At 45.2% G+C, this 19608-nt stretch carries 17 protein-coding genes and 2 pseudogenes; 11 read left to right on the top strand and 8 right to left on the bottom strand.

Annotated elements, in window-relative coordinates; translation table 11 throughout:
• Positions 1-363 precede the first annotated feature (363 nt).
• The 8 genes from L4D74_RS10300 to L4D74_RS10335 all read left to right on the top strand — a co-directional run bounded on the left by L4D74_RS10300 (position 364) and on the right by L4D74_RS10335 (position 9529).
• A complete protein-coding gene (locus L4D74_RS10300) occupies positions 364-774 on the top strand; it encodes a MaoP family protein (protein ID WP_428752050.1) in 411 nt (136 codons plus the stop codon).
• A 198-nt stretch (positions 775-972) separates the two neighbouring features.
• Positions 973-1707 (top strand): GntR family transcriptional regulator, encoded by a 735-nt coding sequence (locus tag L4D74_RS10305; RefSeq protein ID WP_428752051.1) that lies wholly within the window; start codon positions 973-975, stop codon positions 1705-1707.
• Positions 1708-2008: 301 nt separating this feature from the next.
• Positions 2009-3454 carry a xanthine dehydrogenase small subunit gene (gene xdhA, locus L4D74_RS10310; RefSeq protein ID WP_428752052.1) on the top strand — a complete coding sequence of 482 codons (1446 nt, stop codon included), beginning with the start codon at positions 2009-2011 and terminating at the stop codon, positions 3452-3454.
• A complete protein-coding gene (gene xdhB / locus L4D74_RS10315; protein WP_428752053.1) occupies positions 3447-5846 on the top strand; it encodes a xanthine dehydrogenase molybdopterin binding subunit in 2400 nt (799 codons plus the stop codon). The genes xdhA and xdhB overlap by 8 nt, the downstream gene beginning before the upstream one ends.
• Before the next feature lie 73 nt (positions 5847-5919).
• Positions 5920-6831, top strand: a complete 912-nt coding sequence (gene xdhC / locus L4D74_RS10320) for a xanthine dehydrogenase accessory protein XdhC (RefSeq protein ID WP_428752054.1) — start codon at positions 5920-5922, stop codon at positions 6829-6831.
• Between the two features lie 161 nt (positions 6832-6992).
• Positions 6993-8345, top strand: a complete 1353-nt coding sequence (guaD, locus tag L4D74_RS10325; RefSeq protein WP_428752055.1) for a guanine deaminase — start codon at positions 6993-6995, stop codon at positions 8343-8345.
• 269 nt (positions 8346-8614) lie between these two features.
• Positions 8615-8980, top strand: a complete 366-nt coding sequence (locus L4D74_RS10330) for a YgiW/YdeI family stress tolerance OB fold protein (RefSeq protein WP_428752056.1) — start codon at positions 8615-8617, stop codon at positions 8978-8980.
• Between the two features lie 366 nt (positions 8981-9346).
• Positions 9347-9529, top strand: a complete 183-nt coding sequence (locus L4D74_RS10335; RefSeq protein WP_428752057.1) for a hypothetical protein — start codon at positions 9347-9349, stop codon at positions 9527-9529.
• 217 nt (positions 9530-9746) lie between these two features.
• On the opposite strand, the pseudogene L4D74_RS10340 reads toward L4D74_RS10335, so the two are convergent.
• The 6 genes and pseudogenes from L4D74_RS10340 to puuE form a co-directional block, all read right to left on the bottom strand.
• Positions 9747-10013: pseudogene (locus L4D74_RS10340) on the bottom strand (urate hydroxylase PuuD); the annotation flags it as partial.
• Between the two features lie 126 nt (positions 10014-10139).
• Positions 10140-11039, bottom strand: a pseudogene (locus tag L4D74_RS10345) (urate hydroxylase PuuD); the annotation flags it as partial.
• Between the two features lie 70 nt (positions 11040-11109).
• Positions 11110-11637 carry an ureidoglycolate lyase gene (locus L4D74_RS10350; RefSeq protein WP_428752058.1) on the bottom strand — a complete coding sequence of 176 codons (528 nt, stop codon included), beginning with the start codon at positions 11635-11637 and terminating at the stop codon, positions 11110-11112.
• Positions 11638-11654: 17 nt separating this feature from the next.
• Complete coding sequence (gene alc / locus L4D74_RS10355; protein ID WP_428752059.1) at positions 11655-12641, bottom strand: allantoicase; 987 nt, start codon at positions 12639-12641, stop codon at positions 11655-11657.
• A 111-nt stretch (positions 12642-12752) separates the two neighbouring features.
• Positions 12753-13268: a 2-oxo-4-hydroxy-4-carboxy-5-ureidoimidazoline decarboxylase gene (gene uraD, locus L4D74_RS10360; RefSeq protein WP_428752060.1), complete on the bottom strand. Its 516-nt coding sequence runs from the start codon at positions 13266-13268 to the stop codon at positions 12753-12755.
• A gap of 62 nt (positions 13269-13330) precedes the next feature.
• Positions 13331-14254, bottom strand: coding sequence for an allantoinase PuuE (gene puuE / locus L4D74_RS10365; RefSeq protein ID WP_428752061.1), 924 nt, complete (start codon positions 14252-14254; stop codon positions 13331-13333).
• Between the two features lie 479 nt (positions 14255-14733).
• Here puuE and uraH point away from each other — a divergent pair, with 479 nt between their 5' ends.
• Together uraH and L4D74_RS10375 are read left to right on the top strand one after the other, a co-directional pair.
• Complete coding sequence (gene uraH, locus L4D74_RS10370) at positions 14734-15087, top strand: hydroxyisourate hydrolase (protein ID WP_428752062.1); 354 nt, start codon at positions 14734-14736, stop codon at positions 15085-15087.
• Between the two features lie 187 nt (positions 15088-15274).
• The gene (locus tag L4D74_RS10375; protein WP_428752063.1) at positions 15275-16615 is read left to right on the top strand and encodes an NCS2 family permease; all 1341 of its coding nucleotides are present in this window, start codon (positions 15275-15277) and stop codon (positions 16613-16615) included.
• 96 nt (positions 16616-16711) lie between these two features.
• Here the strand turns inward: L4D74_RS10375 and L4D74_RS10380 are convergent, their stop codons facing one another.
• Together L4D74_RS10380 and L4D74_RS10385 are read right to left on the bottom strand one after the other, a co-directional pair.
• Positions 16712-17911, bottom strand: coding sequence for a sensor histidine kinase (locus tag L4D74_RS10380; RefSeq protein ID WP_428752064.1), 1200 nt, complete (start codon positions 17909-17911; stop codon positions 16712-16714).
• A gap of 68 nt (positions 17912-17979) precedes the next feature.
• Complete coding sequence (locus L4D74_RS10385; protein WP_428752065.1) at positions 17980-18663, bottom strand: response regulator transcription factor; 684 nt, start codon at positions 18661-18663, stop codon at positions 17980-17982.
• Between the two features lie 163 nt (positions 18664-18826).
• Between L4D74_RS10385 and L4D74_RS10390 the strand changes: the two genes are divergently transcribed.
• The gene (locus L4D74_RS10390) at positions 18827-19600 is read left to right on the top strand and encodes an efflux RND transporter periplasmic adaptor subunit (RefSeq protein WP_428752066.1); all 774 of its coding nucleotides are present in this window, start codon (positions 18827-18829) and stop codon (positions 19598-19600) included.
• Positions 19601-19608 lie beyond the last annotated feature (8 nt).

Here is a 19608-nt window from a genome sequence, read left to right on the forward strand (position 1 = left end):
AGTCATTCGTCAAGAACTCGTAAGTCGATAAATCGTTCAATGATACCGCCATCTGTTGTTAAACTCCCTTGTACTGCACGACCATGCCAATAATTGTCATCGTGATTAGTACAATAAGTGTAACGCACCTTCTCATCTAAACTCGCCATTTTCGGAAGTGAATATAAAAACGTGACGAACATAAAAATGTCATCACAGCATCATATTTTCTTAACGATAAAAATGAAAAGTAATGGTTCGCCAAGATGTTAGCAAATCTATGTTTCATCGGGGTGAAAATACTGGTTAAAAAACCTGCAATTTCGTCGACACTTTCTATACTAGGTCAGTGTCAAACAGTTAACATGATTGCATGAGGTTATTATGTCTGATGTAGATTTTCGTCTTGGCAATAAGCCATTTTATGACAACAACAAATTTCGCCGTGGCTTTGCAAAATCTGGCGACTTTACGTTAGCCGAAGAAGAGATTTTAATTCGTTATGGTGCGACTATGAATCAACTCGAACAAGGTGAGATAGCACCTGAGAGCATAGTCGAACAACACTTTTTGCTGGTCATGCAAGATGAAAGACAGGCTGAAACTAAGATCGAAAAAGCATGGGTCAAGTATATTCATTTAGCTCGCGATCGACGACGATTTCACACATTAAACGGTAAAAAGCCAGTTGAAGCTGAAGCGAGTCGCGACGACGATGACGATGACGACTACCAGCAAGATGACGTGTTGGACGACAGTTTGGTCACTGAGGACTCAGATATCGCCGATAGATAACGCTCAAATAATCAGCCGTCATCCATGGCGGCTAGATTGCTTTATTCTATGCACGCCTTTGTGATTTGTTGCTAACACGATGTTCTTCATAAATTCTGCACGACTCATCACAGTTTTCGTTTCAGCTAGATACTTGTATACAAAGTGAAGTATTATTGTTCTATTAGTTCATATTTTGTAAACGAGTACTGTTACCTGATGGCAAGCCTGAAAAACTCTGTAAACACAAACATTAAAACCAAGGTGGCGGGGCAAACCCAAGATGACGTGGTCTATTGCCATATCTTTGATGCCATTTTAGAACAACGCCTACCACCAGCAACCAAGCTGAACGAAGAAGCCTTAGGCGAAATTTTTGGTGTTAGCCGCACGATCATTCGTCGAGCTCTGCTACGTTTGTCATTGGAAAAAGTGGTCGATATTCGCCCCAATCGAGGTGCCATTGTTTCAGCGCCTACTGTCGATGAAGCAAAACAAATCTTTAAGGCGAGAGAAGTGATGGAGCTAGCAATCACTGAGCTAGCGGTCAACAACGCAACACCAGCACAAATCGCCGAATGTCGAAAACTCGTTGCCAAAGAAAACAAAGCTTTTGCTGTGAATGACTATGGTTCGGGCCTGCGTTTGTCCGGCGAATTCCACATCAAATTGGCTGAAATGGCAGACAATGCGCCACTGTTAACCTTCCAGCGTAGCCTTGTGTCGCAAACATCACTACTGATTGCGCAATATGAAACTGGCAGTCACTCTAACTGCTCTCTAGATGAACACACAGGGCTTCTCGACGCGATTGAAGCTGGTAATGAACAACAAGCGCTAAGCTTAATGAAAGAGCATTTAGACCATATACGCTCCAAGTTGAATCTCGACAATGCCACCACCTCAAATGATTTGCATGTCGTGTTCTCCGATCTCCTTAAAGCAAAATCCTAATGCTTGCAGTGCCTCCGTAAAAGGAGGGACTGCGCAACTTCCCCAAGCCACCTCCCCATTTAAATTCGTTTTACTCTTTACCGATCATCACAACACAACAAATAATTAACACATCAAACATAAGCTAACCTTTTAGATATCAACCACATAACTCAACCCTTTCATTATCAAAGACAATCCACCCTAAAATAATGTTGCTATTTTGTAAGAAAATAGTTGACCAAGCGGTCAGTTTGGCTAATTATTGACCCAAAGGTCAGAAAAATAATTAGTCTCTAAACGTCTTACACAAGGAGGTCTCTTGATTACTTTCCTACTCAATCAAGATATTAGACAAGAAGAAAATCTGTCTCCCAATATGACAGTACTGAATTACCTAAGAACACAGGTAAACAAAAATGGCACCAAAGAAGGGTGTGGTTCTGGTGATTGCGGAGCTTGTACTGTGGTACTGGGCGAACTTGTCGACGGCGAGCTTAGTTACCGCTCGGTTAATTCCTGTCTGACCTTTATTTCAGCTCTACATGGTAAACAACTCATCACGGTTGAAGATTTACAAGCAAAAGATCGCTCTCTTCATCCTGTTCAACAAGCCATCGTCGATTTTCATGGTTCACAATGTGGTTATTGCACGCCTGGGTTTATTATGTCTATGTTTGCGCTAGGGAAAAACAAACCTAACGCCAATAAACAGGATGTCATGGAGTCTCTCGCGGGCAACCTTTGTCGATGTACTGGTTATCGCCCAATTGTTGATGCCGCGTTATCTCTATGTGATGACACCCCACTCACTGACCAGTTTTCTGAACTCTCTCGAATCACCATTCAAAAACTGGAAAAGATCCAACAAAACGAAGCCAGTTTACGAGCAGGTCACCTTACCGCTTTTTCTCCTAAATCCACCGAAGAGCTGGCGAAACTGTATCAAGCGCACCCAACGGCAAAATTGGTTGCTGGAGGAACGGATTTAGCGTTGGAAGTGACACAATTTCACCGAGAAATAGAGACACTAATCAGCGTCAATTTAGTCGAAGACATGAAAGTGTGCGAGGACGCGGAAAACGATTTAATCATCGGCGCAAACCTCCCTATCAGCGACGCTTATCAACTGTTGCAGCGCTACTACCCAGATTTTGGTGAATTGTTGCATCGCTTTGCCTCTTTGCAAGTACGAAATCAGGGTACGATTGGTGGCAACGTCGCCAACGCTTCTCCGATTGGCGATACACCGCCACTATTAATTGCCCTAGACGCCAAAGTACAGCTCCGCTGTGGCAGCGAAACCCGCACATTACCGATTGAAGAATACTTCATCAGTTACAAAGTCACGGCTCAAAAGCCAAGTGAATTTATCGAAAAAATCATTATACCTAAACCAACACAATCGGGCTTTCGTGCCTACAAATTATCCAAGCGATTGGATGACGATATCTCGGCTGTTTGTGGCGCCTTTGATCTTAAAATTGACAACGGTACGGTCACTCATGCTCGCATTGCCTTTGGTGGTATGGCTGCCATACCTAAGCGAGCCAACCTCTGTGAACAACGTCTTGTAGGACAACCTTGGAACGAACAAACCATTGAACACGCCATGGCCGCTATAGCGGATGAGTTTGAGCCTCTTTCCGACTTTAGAGCCAGCCAAGAATATCGCTCAATGACCGCTTGCAACATGCTAAAGCGCTACTACATAGAAGAATCGAACAAGAACAATCAGATTGAAACGAGGGTAACGTCTTATGTCTAATGTGAATCACAACCCATTGACTCACGAAGAGATGGTGGCGCTAGTCAAACAAGATCTCAAAACGGGAGTTGGTAAAAGCGTCAAACATGACAGTGCACCCAAACAAGTCACTGGCGAAGCCGTCTACATTGATGACCGTTTAGAATTTCCCAATCAGTTGCACGTCTATGCGCTACTAAGCACACAGGCACATGCCACTATCACTCGTATTGATGTCTCTCCATGTTATGAATTTGAGGGCGTTGAAATTGCCATCACATCAAAAGACATCCCTGGTCAACTCGATATCGGCGCCATTCTTCCCGGCGACCCATTATTGGCTGATGGTAAAGTAGAATACTATGGGCAACCTGTTATCGCCGTTGCTGCCAGCAGCCTAGAAATCGCTCGAAAAGCGGCCCACGCCGCTATTGTTGAATACGAAGTCCTACCTGCGATCCTAGACGTAAAAGAAGCGCTCGAGAAAAAACACTTTGTCACGGAAAGTCATCAGCAAAAGCGTGGCGACTCCGCTAAGGCCATCGCCCAAGCGACCCATGTCATTGAAGGTGATATTGATATTGGCGGTCAAGAACACTTCTATCTAGAGACTCAAGTCAGCAGTGTCATGCCAACCGAAGATGGCGGCATGATTGTTTACACCTCCACACAAAACCCCACAGAAGTACAAAAACTGGTTTCTGAGGTGCTTGGAGTAGCGATGCATAAAGTCGTCATTGATATGCGCCGCATGGGGGGAGGCTTTGGTGGTAAAGAAACCCAAGCCGCAGCACCGGCTTGTATGGCTGCTGTCATTGCTCATTTGACTGGTCGTCCCACCAAAATGCGTCTATTACGTAACGAAGATATGACGATGACGGGTAAGCGACACCCTTTTTACAACCAGTATAAAGTCGGCTTTGATGACAATGGCGTGATCCAAGGCAGTGAAATTATTGTTGCCGGTAACTGCGGTTACTCACCTGATCTTTCTAGCTCTATTGTTGACCGTGCTATGTTTCACTCTGACAACGCCTACTACCTTGGTGACACAACCATTACCGGGCATCGCTGTAAAACCAATACTGCGTCAAACACCGCCTATCGAGGCTTTGGTGGTCCACAAGGCATGATGACGATTGAACATATCATGGACGAAATTGCCAGGTACCTAAACAAAGATCCATTAGAGGTTCGTAAAGCGAATTACTATGGCGACGAAGGACGCAATGTCACACATTACTACCAAACGGTAGAAGATAACTTCATGCCAGAAATCACCGAACAACTTGAGCAAAGCAGTGATTATCATGCAAGGCGTAAAGCCATCGCCAAGTTCAATCAGCAAAGTCCTATCCTAAAAAAAGGCTTGTCGATCACCCCAGTTAAATTCGGTATTTCCTTTACCGCGACGTTTCTAAACCAAGCTGGCGCCCTAATCCATATTTACACCGATGGCAGTATTCACTTGAATCACGGTGGTACCGAAATGGGACAGGGTCTTAATATCAAAGTTGCACAAATCGTTGCTCAGGAGTTTCAAGTTGATGTTGACCGTATCCAAATCACCGCAACCAATACCGACAAGGTGCCGAACACCTCGCCGACCGCCGCTTCATCGGGCGCCGACCTCAACGGTAAGGCCGCACAAAACGCAGCCATGACCATCAAGCAGCGGTTGATCGATTTTGCGTCCGCTCACTTTTCTGTTACACCAGAAGAGGTCATTTTCAAAAATGGCTTTGTGCAAATTCGTGAAAAGATCATGACCTTTGCCAACTTCGCTGAACTGGCATGGATGAACCAGATCTCTCTATCGAGTACTGGGTTCTATCGCACGCCGAAGATTTACTATGACCACGAAAAGGCTCGCGGTCGTCCATTCTATTATTTCGCCTACGGCGCATCTTGCTCTGAAGTCATCATTGATACGCTTACTGGTGAGTACAAAATCCTCAGAGTGGATATTTTGCACGATGTCGGCGCATCGCTAAATCCCGCCATCGATATTGGACAAATCGAAGGTGGCTTTGTACAAGGCGCTGGCTGGTTAACCACGGAAGAATTAGTGTGGAATGAGCAAGGTCGCCTGATGACTAATGGGCCTGCGAGTTACAAAATCCCCGCTATTGCCGACATGCCGATCGACTTTAGGACTGAGCTTCTAGAAAACCGCAGCAATCCAGAAGACACCGTCTTTAACTCCAAAGCGGTGGGTGAGCCACCATTTATGCTTGGAATGTCGGTTTGGAGTGCATTAAAAGATGCTATTGCGTCTGTTGCCGTAGATGGTGCTATCCCTAAATTGGATACGCCAGCAACACCAGAGCGCGTGCTCATGGCTGTACAGGCTGTCAGCACACCGCTAAAAAACAATTCCACTTCAGCCAAGGGCTACCAACGCAGCGCCTAACACCGCCGCCACGCGGTCTCTTTTCAAAAGGGACCGCCTACTGAAGGGTTGAGGGATATTTAAGGAGAACGGTATGTTTAAAGACAATTGGATTCAAGCACTGGCACAACTTGAGAAAGACCATGAGTCTTGCGTCATGGTAACCGTACTAGAAGATAAAGGCTCGGTTCCTCGCGATGCCGGAACGAAAATGCTAGTCACGCATGATCGTATTATTGCCACCATTGGTGGCGGTCACCTCGAACATGTCGCCGCAAAAATGGCTAGAGAGATGCTAGAAACAAGAGAGCAAGGGCTGAAAGTTGAGCGCTTCAATCTTGGCGCCCGTTTAGGGCAATGTTGTGGGGGAATGGCAACTCTAAGCTTTGAACCTATCGGCACAGCAGAAAGACATCTCGTGATCTTCGGAGCGGGCCATGTGGCGAAAGCCTTAATTCATATCGTGGCTACCCTGCCATTTCGCGTTACTTGGATCGATGAACGAGAAGAGGAATTTCCTGATAGTTTACCTCATGGCGTGACTAAGCTTGTCTCCGATGATCCCGTCGGTGAAGTGAGACACCTGCCATCAAACAGCTATTATTTAGTGATGACACACAACCATCAGCTTGATTTTGAGCTGGCAAAGGCCATCATTGATAAAAATGACAGTGTGTACTTTGGTATGATTGGCTCCCTCACTAAACGCAAGAAATTCGATTTCAGATTGTCGCAACGTGGCTATAACCAAGACCAAATTAATAGCATGGTTTGCCCTATCGGCATTAGCGCGGTAACAGGTAAGCACCCTGCAGAAATCGCCGTTTCTGTTGCTGGCGAATTAATTGCCCATTATCAAGGGCAAAGTATCGAGCAAAAGCGCCCAACTCATGGCAATAGGAATGATAACCGCGCGGCGGTACGCACCTCAAAAGAGAGCAATATCATAGACCAAGACAACAATATTGCCCCAAACGATGAAGCGCCACATCAACATATCGCGTAACCCAAGCTCGCCGCAATTGCGAGTGATTAGAATGGCAAAACTCTCACGGCACACAATGTGCTGGGCATGCCCATCACGAGCATCAGACTCAATACGCGTTTAGGTTACACACAGAATACATACACTGGTAAGCATGCTTGCTGGTAGAAAAGGAAATCAAAATGACAACGCAACGCAGCGCCTATCGCGCGAGCATACTCCATAGTATCGCAGACCCTAAAGAGGTCGATTTAGAACAGTCGTACCAATATTTCGAAGATGGGGTGTTAGTCGTAGAAAACGGTCATGTCATCGATATCGGTCCAGCAACAGAGGTTCTCGCACGCCACAGCCCATCCATGCCTGTGACGAGCTATCAAAACAAACTCATTACCTCCGGTTTTATTGATACCCATATTCACTACCCGCAAACCGGTATGATCGCCTCCTACGGTGAACAACTGCTCGATTGGCTTGAAAACTACACCTTTCCGGAAGAGCGCCGCTTTAAAAACCCTATCTATGCCCATAAGGTGGCAAAACTATTTTTAGATGAGCTTGCCAGTAACGGTACCACCACCGCTCTGGTATTTGGCACCGTTCACAAGGAATCGATTGACGTATTTTTCTCAGAGGCTGAAAAGCGAAATTTACGCATGATAGCCGGCAAAGTCTTAATGGATCGAAATGCACCAGACTACTTAACCGACACACCAGAATCCGGCTATCAAGCTTCAAAAGATCTGATTGAGAAATGGCATCAGCGAGGTCGGTTACTTTATGCCGTCACGCCAAGGTTTGCCCCAACAAGTACACCAGAGCAACTGGCGACCGTTGGGAAGTTATTAGAAGAATACCCCGATGTATACCTACATACTCACTTGTCCGAAAACAAAAAGGAAATTGAATGGGTACTTGACCTATTCCCAGAACGTGATAGCTACTTAGATGTCTATGATCACTACGGCTTACTACATAAGCGATCCGTTTTTGCCCACGGCATTCACCTATCAGACTGTGAGTGTGAGCGCCTTGCAGAAAGCGAATCGGCCATCGCTTTCTGCCCTACCTCTAATCTATTTCTTGGGTCAGGACTCTTTAAACTCACCAAACTTGAAGAAAAAGGCGTGCGTGTGGGAATGGGAACGGATGTCGGTGCTGGTACCAGCTTTTCTATTCTTCAAACCATGAGCGAAGCGTATAAAATCATGCAACTGCAGCAAGAAAAACTACATCCGTTCAAGTCACTTTATCTCGCCACTCTCGGTGGTGCGAAAGCACTGCACTTAGAAGATAAGATTGGCAACCTTGCCGTGGGCAAAGAAGCGGACTTTGTGGTTCTCGATCTCCATGCCACGCAGCTCATGCGCTTTAGGATGCAGCAAACTACAACGTTGGAAGAGAAGCTGTTTGTATTAATGAGCTTAGGTGATGACCGCACTGTCTGTGAAACCTACATCTATGGTAATAAAGCGTATGATGTAAACCAGTCCCAATCCAAACGTCCTGAGAAAAAAATCGTCAATCTTATTTAGCGTGAATCTATAAGACTGACCATCCTCATCAAAAAAGTCGCCTTTGAATGGCGACTTTTTTGATTATGAACGAATTCTGAATATTCACTTCAGTCCTCATTAATTCAGCCTAGTGCATAGTAGCACCATCAACGAAACGCTCAGGCAGTGCTTCATTGGATTAGTCAACGACTCAAGAACATAGAGTTCTATGAATCCGTCGCTAAAAATACCAACGACACCGCCTATTAATAGCACTATAAACGAATACTATAAGTTCTGAGGTTCACATGAAAAACATCATCATCGCAACAACTCTTGTCCTAGCATCTGGCTTCGCAGCGGCAAATACGATGCCAGCTAATGGCGGTTTCAACGGTCCAACTGAAGGAATGCAAACCACCGTTGAGCAAGCGCTAAAAGCCAATGACGATACACCAGTGCAAATCACAGGCACCATCACTCACGCGTTAGGTGATGAAGACTATCAATTTACTGATGGTACCAATACCATTGTCGTTGAAATTGATGATCGTGTTTGGCAAGGGGTTGACGTAACACCGCAAGACACGGTTATCATTACGGGTAGCCTAGATAAAGATGCATGGGAAGACGCGACGATCGATGTCAACCGCATTGTAATTGCAAGCAAATAATCGCAAGCAGATGGTTCGGTGACAAAGACTCCACAACGTGGGTTCTTTGTCACGTAAATTTAACAAGCGCTCATGCAGCCAATAGTGGACACTCTGTTTAAATTCGATGCCGATCGAAAAATACCATTTTTTTCTTGCCATAGGATCCGCCTAGTCAAACTCCTAAAATAGTTCACTACTCCAAATTAGCCTGGTATTTTGATATTAAAAACCATGTAGAGTGCCTTTATAGCGTGATACATCTACAACTTTCAATTAACCCTATAGTGTTAATCCACCGCACCTATTGATCTAGATCAAATCAATTCTTTTGAAAAACGTTCATGTTAATCACTTGTTGTTAAAGGTTAATAGAAAGGAAGCAGTATGGAACTTAAACAAGACCCAAGATGTTATACAGACGTTTGTATCAATGGAAAATGGTTTCATCACGATCACTGTACTACCCGAGCTTATATGCTCAAAGGCGGCAGTTCAGCCTGTATTGAGCTGGCCAAAATGCCGAAGACTGAAAATGAGTTGGTCGACTTACTTAATGACCTTTTCTAAATAACCAGTACCACTTAAATCATCGCCGCTTAACTGCGGCGGATTTCCAGCAATAACGTCCCACGCTGGCTTTACCTACATCACCTAATCAAATACCGGCAATAAAAAAGCACCAGAACCTATCGATCCTGATACCTTCTTGTTCATTCACGTTTTACGTTCACAAGATACTACCTTGGGTACCTTCACGAGACATAAAGGCGACCTCACTAGCCCATCACTGTATTTGCGCTCCCTGTTCTACCCATTCGCCAATTAAAACACGTTCATCATCGGTCATTTGGGTTAAATTACCCAAAGGCATGACTTTGGTCGTCACTGACTGGGCGACAATGCGAGAAGCGTTAATTTTGATCTCCTGTGGAGTATCAAGCATGAGCCCCCCTGGCGCGGTTTGAAACGCGGCATGTGAAGGTGTGGCCGAATGACACACCGTGCAACGTACTTGAATCACTTGGTTAATCTGCGCAAAGGAAGACGCCGAATCCTCTATGGCCACATCGCTGCTCTGACTATCAGTGCTAACCACGTCTGTTGAGGTATCATTGGATTCCTTCTCGATAGAACTCTCAGTCACAGTGCTAGTGTGCCCAGCTTTCATTACCGATGGCTTATTGGCGTACGGCGAGGTAACGAACGCCAATGTGATCATACCTAATGCGGCGACGGGTATGGTCCATGCGAACTTTTGACTGCCATGGCGAGTATTAAAGTAATGACGAACCAAAATACTAAATACCGATAAGCCTGCTAATATCAGCCAGTTATAGTGTGACCCATAGGTACTAGGGAAGTGGTTACTGATCATGATGAATAATACTGGCAGCGTGAGATAGTTGTTATGTCTAGAGCGCAACAACCCTTTGGCTGGCAGACGTGGATCTGGCTCTGTATTCTCTTCAATCGCCTTCACCAGATTACGCTGTGCGGGCATGATAACAAAGAACACGTTACCCACCATGATAGTGCCAATTATCGCACCAACATGAATGTAAGCGCCTCGTCCACTAAAGACCTGAGTTAATCCATACGCCGCCGCGACCAAACCAAGAAACAGCACAACGCCTAGAATAACCGGGGTTTTTCCTAAGAATGAATCACAAAGAAAGCTGTACACCAACCAACCTACTGCTAAAGAGCCAATGCCAATCGCGATGGCGGTAGCAGAATCGATACCAGAGCCTGGGGCAACAAGATAAAGGTCTGCGTTGAGGTAATACACAGCGCCGAGTAAGCAGACCCCTGTTATCCAAGTAAAGTACGCTTCCCATTTAAACCAATGCAAGTTATCTGGCATTTTAGGCGGAGCCAATTTGTATTTCTCAAGGTGATAGATGCCACCACCGTGAATCGCCCAAAGATCGCCAGAAAGCCCTTCTTTTGGGTTACTGCGGTTAAGGTTGTTTTCCAACCAAACAAAATAAAACGATGCGCCAATCCAAGCGACACCGACGACCATATGAACCCATCGAATTAGCAGGTTCAACCATTCTGTCATGTGCGGATCCATAACATACTCCTTCTTAGCAGCCTCAATCTAAGCGCTGCATTCATTCCTTTTAACCCAGCTTATCGTCGTGCTAACTCATTGTTGGGATATCATCAAGATGAAGCGATACAAGGTTCTGATCAAAGAACACTTCATCGCAGTTGTGCCCATCACCTGCCCTGTCAACGACTAAGAACTGATCGTTCTCAGTCAGTGTCAGAACTGGGTGATGCCACACCCCTTTATGATAATTAACACCTTGTCGCCCATTACTGATGAATGCGCGACATTCTGTTAATGACGGTGTGTCCCCTCTCTTTGCAACGACGATAAGATACGGTTGACCAAGTAATGGGATAAACGCTTGCGAACCAAGAGGATGCCTTTCAAGCATTTCTATCGTCAGTGGGTATTTCAACGGCATGGCCTGAAATATACTGATGATCGCTTGCCCTTGCTGTTCATCAACATCGGTGTCAGCAAGGCGATGATAGCGACGTGTTGAACCGTTATTGATCATAAAGTAGTCTCGATTTTCGGTCTCAATAACGTCACCAAAATCAGAAAAACGCTCTTGGGTGAGAGGCTCAATCGCTAAACGGCGGATTCCATTACTCATTATACGTTCCTCATTCTTCAGTCTGCTTTGGTACCAAACAAACGAAGACGACTAATTCCTCCGTCAGGGAAAATATTTAACCTAACGTGTGTCACCGGGCCTATCTCATTCACTTGCGACACGAACTCCTGAATGTCATGAGCGTTGAGTTTTTGTGCTGGAAGTAGCTCTTGCCAGAAAAGGCTTTGTGTCGCGACTTGATCGTCCGTGCCACCTTTCACATATGCCGCTTGAATAGAGCAGCTATCTGGGAAATTACCTTTAAAGTGCGCGGTATCGACAACAACCCGTCCAATATTGCCAGCATGACCTAACGCGACAATAACCCAGTCATTACCAGGCGTCCGACGACGCGCCGTTTCCCAACCGTCACCCATGTTTTCACCACGTCCAGGGCCAAGAATATTAGACTTATTTCCATAGTGCTCATCACTACAAGCTAAAGCTCGACCACCATTCTCTACCGCTGCAAGATCAACTTGCTGCAGTGAATCAATCGCTTCCCAATCAACACTCGGTTGCCCGTAAACACGCAGTCGCGCGACACCGCCATCTGGGTAAATATTTAAACGAACATGAGTAAACACTTTGTCACTGGCAATGTCATTGAGATGGTGTTGGTCTCCAGATAGCGCTTGTGATGGTAAAATTTCTTCCCAATGAGCTAAATCCGTTGGATCTTCATTTGGACTATAAATCGCATCAACAGAGGCCGATGGCGGGAAGTTGCCAGTAAAAAACGAAGTATCAATATCTAATCCAGCAATGGTGCCAGCTAACCCCAACTTCACGACACAGTAATCGTAGCCTTCACTACGTTTGCGGCGGCTTTCCCAGCCATCCATCCATTTGCCGTTGTCATCATAAACATCATCTTTCCATTCTGGCGCTGCTCTGCGTAACAAACGCGACTTATCAGCAAAAAAATCATCGGTGGCAAAAAGCGCTTGAGCACCGAGTTTTTCATCGGCTAAGTTGATGTACTGTTCAAAATCTAAGGACATATCCGGTCATCCAGTTCAATTAATCAATAAATAATAAAATGAGTGTCAGGTGACGGCGTGTTAACGCCACTTCCACCTAACCAGTAGCAGAGATAGCTGTCTTCCTATGACTTACATATCTCTGAGGCGAAAAAGTGCTATCTTGTTGATTTCATTAATCGCCGTAGCAAACTCAGTTTCACTATCATTGCCTAATCGCATCTCGAACGATTCAAGAATTTGGTAACGATTGGCCCCTTTTACCGCCATGATAAAGGGAAATGTGAAGCGACTTTTGTAGCTATCGTTATAAGTGGTAAATTGTGCGAACTCTTCCTTCGAGCACTGGTCAATACCTGCCCCTGCTTGCTCTGAAGTTGAAGCCGCCGTGAGTTCTCCGTCTATCGCTGCTTTGCCCGCTAAATCTGGGTGAGCATTAATAAGCGCGAGTTGTTGTTCATAAGGGGCAGCCAATAACACTGACGCCATTTTTTCATGAAGTGATTCAATGTGGTTATCTTGCTCAGCAAGCCCTTGCTCAAAAACCGACTCCGCGACCCAAGGACTGTGCTCATAGATATCGGCAAACCGCGCGACAAAGTCGGTTTTATTTAATTGCGTCGGTTTGCCAAATTTAAACGGTGTCATATCTATGCTTCCTTCCATCGAGTTAAAAGTATGGTGGTGCTGAACGGCATTGGTAGCCGTGTTCACGACTTAGATTCAGCCTGATACGGATGAGTTTGATGCCAATGATTAGCAATATCGATGCGTCGGCATAACCAAACCTTGTCGTGCTGCTGAACGTATTCAATGAATCGCTTGAGAGACGCAATTCGTCCAGGCTTACCGATTAAACGGCAATGTAGGCCAACGGACATCATTTTAGGCGCGCTCTCGCCTTCGGCATAAAGCGTGTCGAACGTGTCTTTCAAGTATTGGAAAAATTGCTCTCCTGAATTAAACCCCTGCGCCGTAGCAAATCGCATATCGTTAACATCGAGAGTGTACGGAATCACAAGCTGAGGCCGTCCGGCTTCTGTATGCCAATAAGGTAAGTCATCATCATAAGCATCAGAGTCATAAGCAAACCCCCCTTCCTCAGCCACAAGTCGACGTGTATTCGGCCCCGTTCTCCCCGTATACCAACCCAGTGGGCGCTCTCCAATCACCCGTTGAATAATTTCAATGGCTTTCATCATATGATCGCGCTCTTCGGATTCATCCATATATTGATAATCAATCCAGCGATAACCATGGCTACAGATTTCATGCCCAGCTTCTTTCATCGCAATCGCAACGTCGGGGTAACGCTCAACCGCCATTGCCACAGCAAATACCGTTAATGGAATATCGTATTCTTCGAATAAACGCAAAATCCGCCATACTCCAGCACGACTGCCATATTCATAAATGGACTCCATGCTCATGTGACGCTCACCGGGAATCGCCAAAGCGCCCGGAATTTCAGACAGAAACGCTTCTGATTCATCATCGCCATGCAATAAACATCGCTCTCCCCCTTCCTCGTAGTTCAGAACAAAAGAAACCGCAATGCGAGCTTCATTTGGCCACTTGGGGTGAGGGGGCGTTGGTCCATATCCGATAAGATTTCGAGAATAATCCTGACTCATCCAATCGCTCCTGCTAGTCCGTAAGTTCTATGAATTTCGGCGTAGAGAAGCGCGCCGACAAATCCATTCAATACATTTATTGTATACAATTTTTTATTTTAATGTAAAGATTTTGTTTCTAAAGTTAAATTATTTATTTTACCTCTATTAAAACAATAAGTTAAAATACAACCCGACGAACATTTGTTCGTGACGACGATAAAAAACATCAAAAATATCGTTAGCCAAATCAACATTTTTATAACAACAACCTTTACTAATTGTAGATATTGTGTACATATTATTATCAAGAATATAAATGTGAGCGGTACCGATGGTGTTCTCATCGCGAAGAAAAACTCAGCGAAAGCACGCCATTGTTCCAACACTCAGCTTCTTAACATCGATAACAACGTCAAAAGACAGCAATAAAAACAAGACTAACAACAATACTGCGCGATCAATCGCGCATCACTATGGACTTAGCACGAGCACACATTATGGGAAAATTAACCACGCACGTTCTCGACACCGCGAGTGGTGTTCCAGGCGCCAACATTCAGGTGGTGCTATACCGCTTGGACGGTGATACGCCAATACGTATTCTACAAACCGAAACCAACTCTGATGGCAGAACCAATGCGCCTCTACTGGAAGGGAGGGCATTTGTTGCAGGCAGATATCAGCTCGTCTTTCATGTTGCTCCTTACTTCCAACAGCAAGGAATTGAGCTCGATGACGTTCCCTTCCTTGATGACGTGGTCATTCGCTTTGGACTTAGCGACGAGGCGTCTCATTACCATGTGCCACTTCTTGTTTCTCCATACAGTTTTTCAACTTACAGAGGCAGCTAATCGCCCAAAATAGACGTTCTACATAAGAGAAGAATTACCTCGCTCACTTAATCGTGATCGCGCCACACTCTCGAAAGCAAACCTCGACGTCGTAAAGACTCATTAATAAGCATCAAACTCCATTTTGATGTGATGGGCTTGGTCGTGTGCAGTTTAGGGAAATTCAATATTAGAAGGACTTGCTGAAATGAACGAAAGCAAAGCAGAAACGCTCAATCAAACCAATGAGAATAGCTTTCTCGAACGATGGTTTAAGATCAAACAACACGGTTCAAGTGTCAAAAATGAAATGCTTGGTGGAGTCACAACCTTTGCCACTATGGCCTACATTATTTTTGTAAACCCTAGCATTATGGCGGCATCTGGTATGGATCAGGGTGCGGTGTTTGTAGCAACCTGTATCGGGGCTGCAATTGGTTGCTTACTCATGGGGCTTTTTGCCAACTGGCCTGTTGGCCTCGCCCCGGGAATGGGCTTGAATGCCTTTTTCTCGTTTACGGTTGTAAGCGAAATGGGCTATAGCTGGGAGGTCGCACTGGGTGCAGTATTTATCTCAGGTATTCTTTTTGTCGCGATGAGTTTTTACAAAATTAGGCAATGGATCATTGAAAGTATCCCACACAGTTTGCGGTTTGCAATGACCGCCGGTGTGGGGCTATTCCTTGGTCTAATCGGGCTGCAAACGGCAGGGATCGTCGTTGAAAACCCAGCCACTTTAGTATCACTTGGTGATTTTACTAAGCCTGATGCGATTTTAGCTGCAATGGCCTTTCTTATCATTGCAGTATTGAGTGAAAGACGGGTATTTGGAGCGGTATTAATTGGTATTTTAAGTGTTACCGCCGTCGGCATGATGCTGGGATTAGTACAATACAACGGATTTTTTGCCGCGCCGCCGAGTATTGCACCAACATTCCTAAAAATGGATATTGCGGGTGCATTTAACATTTCGATGGTCAGTGTGATTCTTGCGTTCTTGTTTGTGAACATGTTCGATACCGCTGGTACCCTAATGGGCGTGGCGGAACGAGCCAACCTAGTCAATAAAGACACGGGTAAAATCGAAGGTCTGAGCAAAGCCCTTAAAGCAGACAGTATTGCCAGTGTAGCTGGTGCGTGTGTCGGTTGTCCCCCTGTCACTAGTTATGTAGAGAGTGCTTCTGGTGTTGCTGCTGGTGCACGAACTGGCCTGTCCGCCATTGTGGTGGCTGCCCTATTTATAGCTGCTATTTTTCTTTCGCCACTTGCCGGCATGATTCCTTCTTACGCCACCGCTGGTGCTTTGATTTACGTCGCCTTTGTCATGATGAGTAGCATGCAGCATATCGACTGGAAAGATTTCACCAACGGAGCACCGGCTGCTATCACAGCACTCATGATGCCCCTGACGTTTTCCATTGCCAACGGTATTGCGCTAGGTTTCATCACCTATACCGTACTTAAAGTGTGTACTGGAAAAACGAAAGATGTTTCCATCTCTATGTACGTATTAACGGCAGTGTTCGTCGCTAAGCTAATCTACATTTAATCGATAGACATTTCTGTGTAGAAAACGAGAGGACAAATACCCTCTCGTTTGTATTTTACGACAACGCCAACTATTCGCCTCCCGAACAATGTAGGCTTAACTCTCCCTTTCTAAGTGTGCGGTACAGCCCGCTTGGTGTGCATTGTTGCTCAGGGTAAATGACCAACCATAACTTGCGCATAATCGCTGCACGATAAGTAACCCCAGTCCATGCTCAGTTTCATTCTGCCCACCAATGCCACACCCAGAATCAGTGACAGTAATCGCCTGTGATGTCACCTCAACATTAATATGCCCTTGTTTAGTAAAGCGAGCCGAATTATCAATGAGGTTTTTTAAGAGCATATTTAATACCGCAGGAGGGAAATTCAACGGCGTGTTATCTGCGATTTTCAGTGTAAATTGCACATCAGGGTGTCGCTTACTTATCGATTTTTGCACATCGATATCGTCATACGAAAACTCAGTTAACGTATTTTTATGCTCGGTATTTTCTTGTTTAACAATGTTAAGCAATACTTCCACGGTTGCCTGCATGCCTTCCGCAGCATGAATAATGCGCTGACGCTGCCTAGCTTGAAAGTCTTTCTGTTGTTTCATCGCTTGCAAATTGGCCGCTCCAAGGATGATTGATATTGGTGTCTTTAATTCATGGCTGGCGTATTTGGCAAACATAAGTTCTTGTTTAACTAGCCGATCTTTCATCTGAGTGTACCTATTGAGGTGATCCGCCAGTTGTTTTACTTCATCAATCGAGCTCGAAGACACGGAAAAACGCTGTGCCTTTTCAGATTTTAGCTGTTCACTTAGATCTGCGATCGGTGACATTAATCCTCCAAGCATGCGCTGCAAAGAGACACGTAAAAATGCAATCAGCATGAGCATTAATGCTAAAGCAACCAGCATCAAGCTATCCCAACTGTCGTCGCCAAAATCCAGAGCTCGCATACCAACACTTAGATACAGGGGACGTAAAGTCCCTGTTTTGTCGATAAATTCAGTATGAAAGACAAGAAACCCTTCCTCACTGAAGCGGTTATAGCGAGTCACCTCATTAAGTGGGTAAGGAGCCTGTGCTTGCAACTTCTCGGTTAACGCTTGCTCGCTAAAGTACGCCGTGACATTGGGGCTAATCGACACCACTTTAGCGTTATCTAGTGCATGATGCTGGATGGCAACCTGCTCGAAGGACACTAAGTGACGCTCTATTTGATTGTCCTCATTGAAGACCAGATAGAGTGAGAAAGAAAAAAACACCAGAAACGAGGACGACAGTGCCATTATAGAAAAGGTCATAATGAGCCGCGCTTTCACATCTTCAATAGTGTTTCGTTGGCACTTTTTAAACCTGCGCTTTAACCCCATCATACCGCCACCAATTTAAAACCTACTTTTGGTACGGTGACCAACATCTGGTGCTCAAACGGCTTATCCAGTGCGTTTCTCAACAAATAGATGTGGCTTCGTAACACATCTTTATCAGGAATATCTTCACCCCATAACTGATGAATCAGCATCTCTCTAGATACCACCTCCCCCTGCGCTTTCGTCAACGCCAACAAAATTTGATACGTTGCATGGGTCACCGTTACCGGTTGAGAACCACGCATCACCTGATGGTTTTTTTGATCAATCGTCAGATCACCAAATTGAAGACGAGATTGCGCGACTTCACCTCGAAAACGCTTGATTAATGCCGATAATCGGACTTCCAGCTCTGGGAATTGGAATGGCTTACTAATAAAGTCATCAATGCCGTTTTCAAAGCCCATCAGTAGGTCCTCTTGTCCATTAAGTGCTGTCAGCATCAAGACGGGAGTGGTGTTGCCATGCTCTCTCAGTTCACGCGCCACTTGCATGCCGTCTTTTTTCGGCATCATCACGTCCAAAATAATGGCATCAAATTCATGCTCTAGGGCAAGCTCTAAACCCAATTCACCATTATCAGCAAAATCGACTTCTGCCCCTTTCACTTCTAAAAAATCAGCCAAGATGCCTTGCAACTCTTCATTGTCTTCAACAACCAGTATTCTTTTCCCCGCTAGCATGCGCTTTCCTCTGCCCCTAAAACATCCTTCTATTATAGATAAAACATGTCGAATTAATGTCGAACAATGACCAAATTCCACATCGTAACATCCGCCGCGCATTCGACATAAAATCGACACGCAGCACGACACACTATGGAAAAATCCATTTGTGGAGTTAGCCATGAAAACCTCATTACTCATTACTTTTCTCAGTCTATCCGTATTTACCAGCCACTCATACGCGGTTGAATTGATTGGTAAAACCACCAGCAAAAATGCCGTTCGTATTGTTTCCGAAGTGAGCGGCGTGATCAAAACAGCCTCATGGCAGGTTGGTGATGCGATCACCGCTTCCTCAGCCCTAGCCGAGATCAAGCGACAAGATTTTGAGTTAGCAGTACAGAAGCAGAAAGCCAGCCTGACGCTGGTTGAAGCCGATTTACATATCAATAAATCCACATACTCTCGCTACCAAGCCCTTCGCGCTAAAAACAGCCTGTCTCAAAATGAACTTGATGTTGCAAAGGCAGACTATGCGGCAGCGGAGGCTAATGTGGAATTAGCAAAAATAGAACTCAATAAAGCGCTGTTAGATCTAAAGAACACCACGGTCTACTCACCTATTGATGGCTATGTCGTCGAGCGAAATGTCAACGAAGGTGCCTGGGTGAACCGAGGTGATCAACTCTTCACATTAACGAATATAGATACACTCAATGCACGGCTACTTGCCAGTGAATTTGACCTCGCGTCCATTCATGTTGGGCAACCAATTCAACTTTGGGCGGAAGCCAACCCAAACCACAAAATTACCGCAATTATCAATCGTATTGGTGTGGAATTAGACGCTAAGACATTTGCTTATCCGGTCGAAATTGAAATCGAGAATAGCCAACACCTCTTTAGACCAGAGATGTCCTTACATGCCACGACAACATTTTCGTCAGGTAACTGAATCTGTGT

Origin of the sequence: Vibrio cionasavignyae (assembly GCF_050337155.1) — a bacterium.
Taxonomy (GTDB): domain Bacteria; phylum Pseudomonadota; class Gammaproteobacteria; order Enterobacterales; family Vibrionaceae; genus Vibrio; species Vibrio nomapromontoriensis.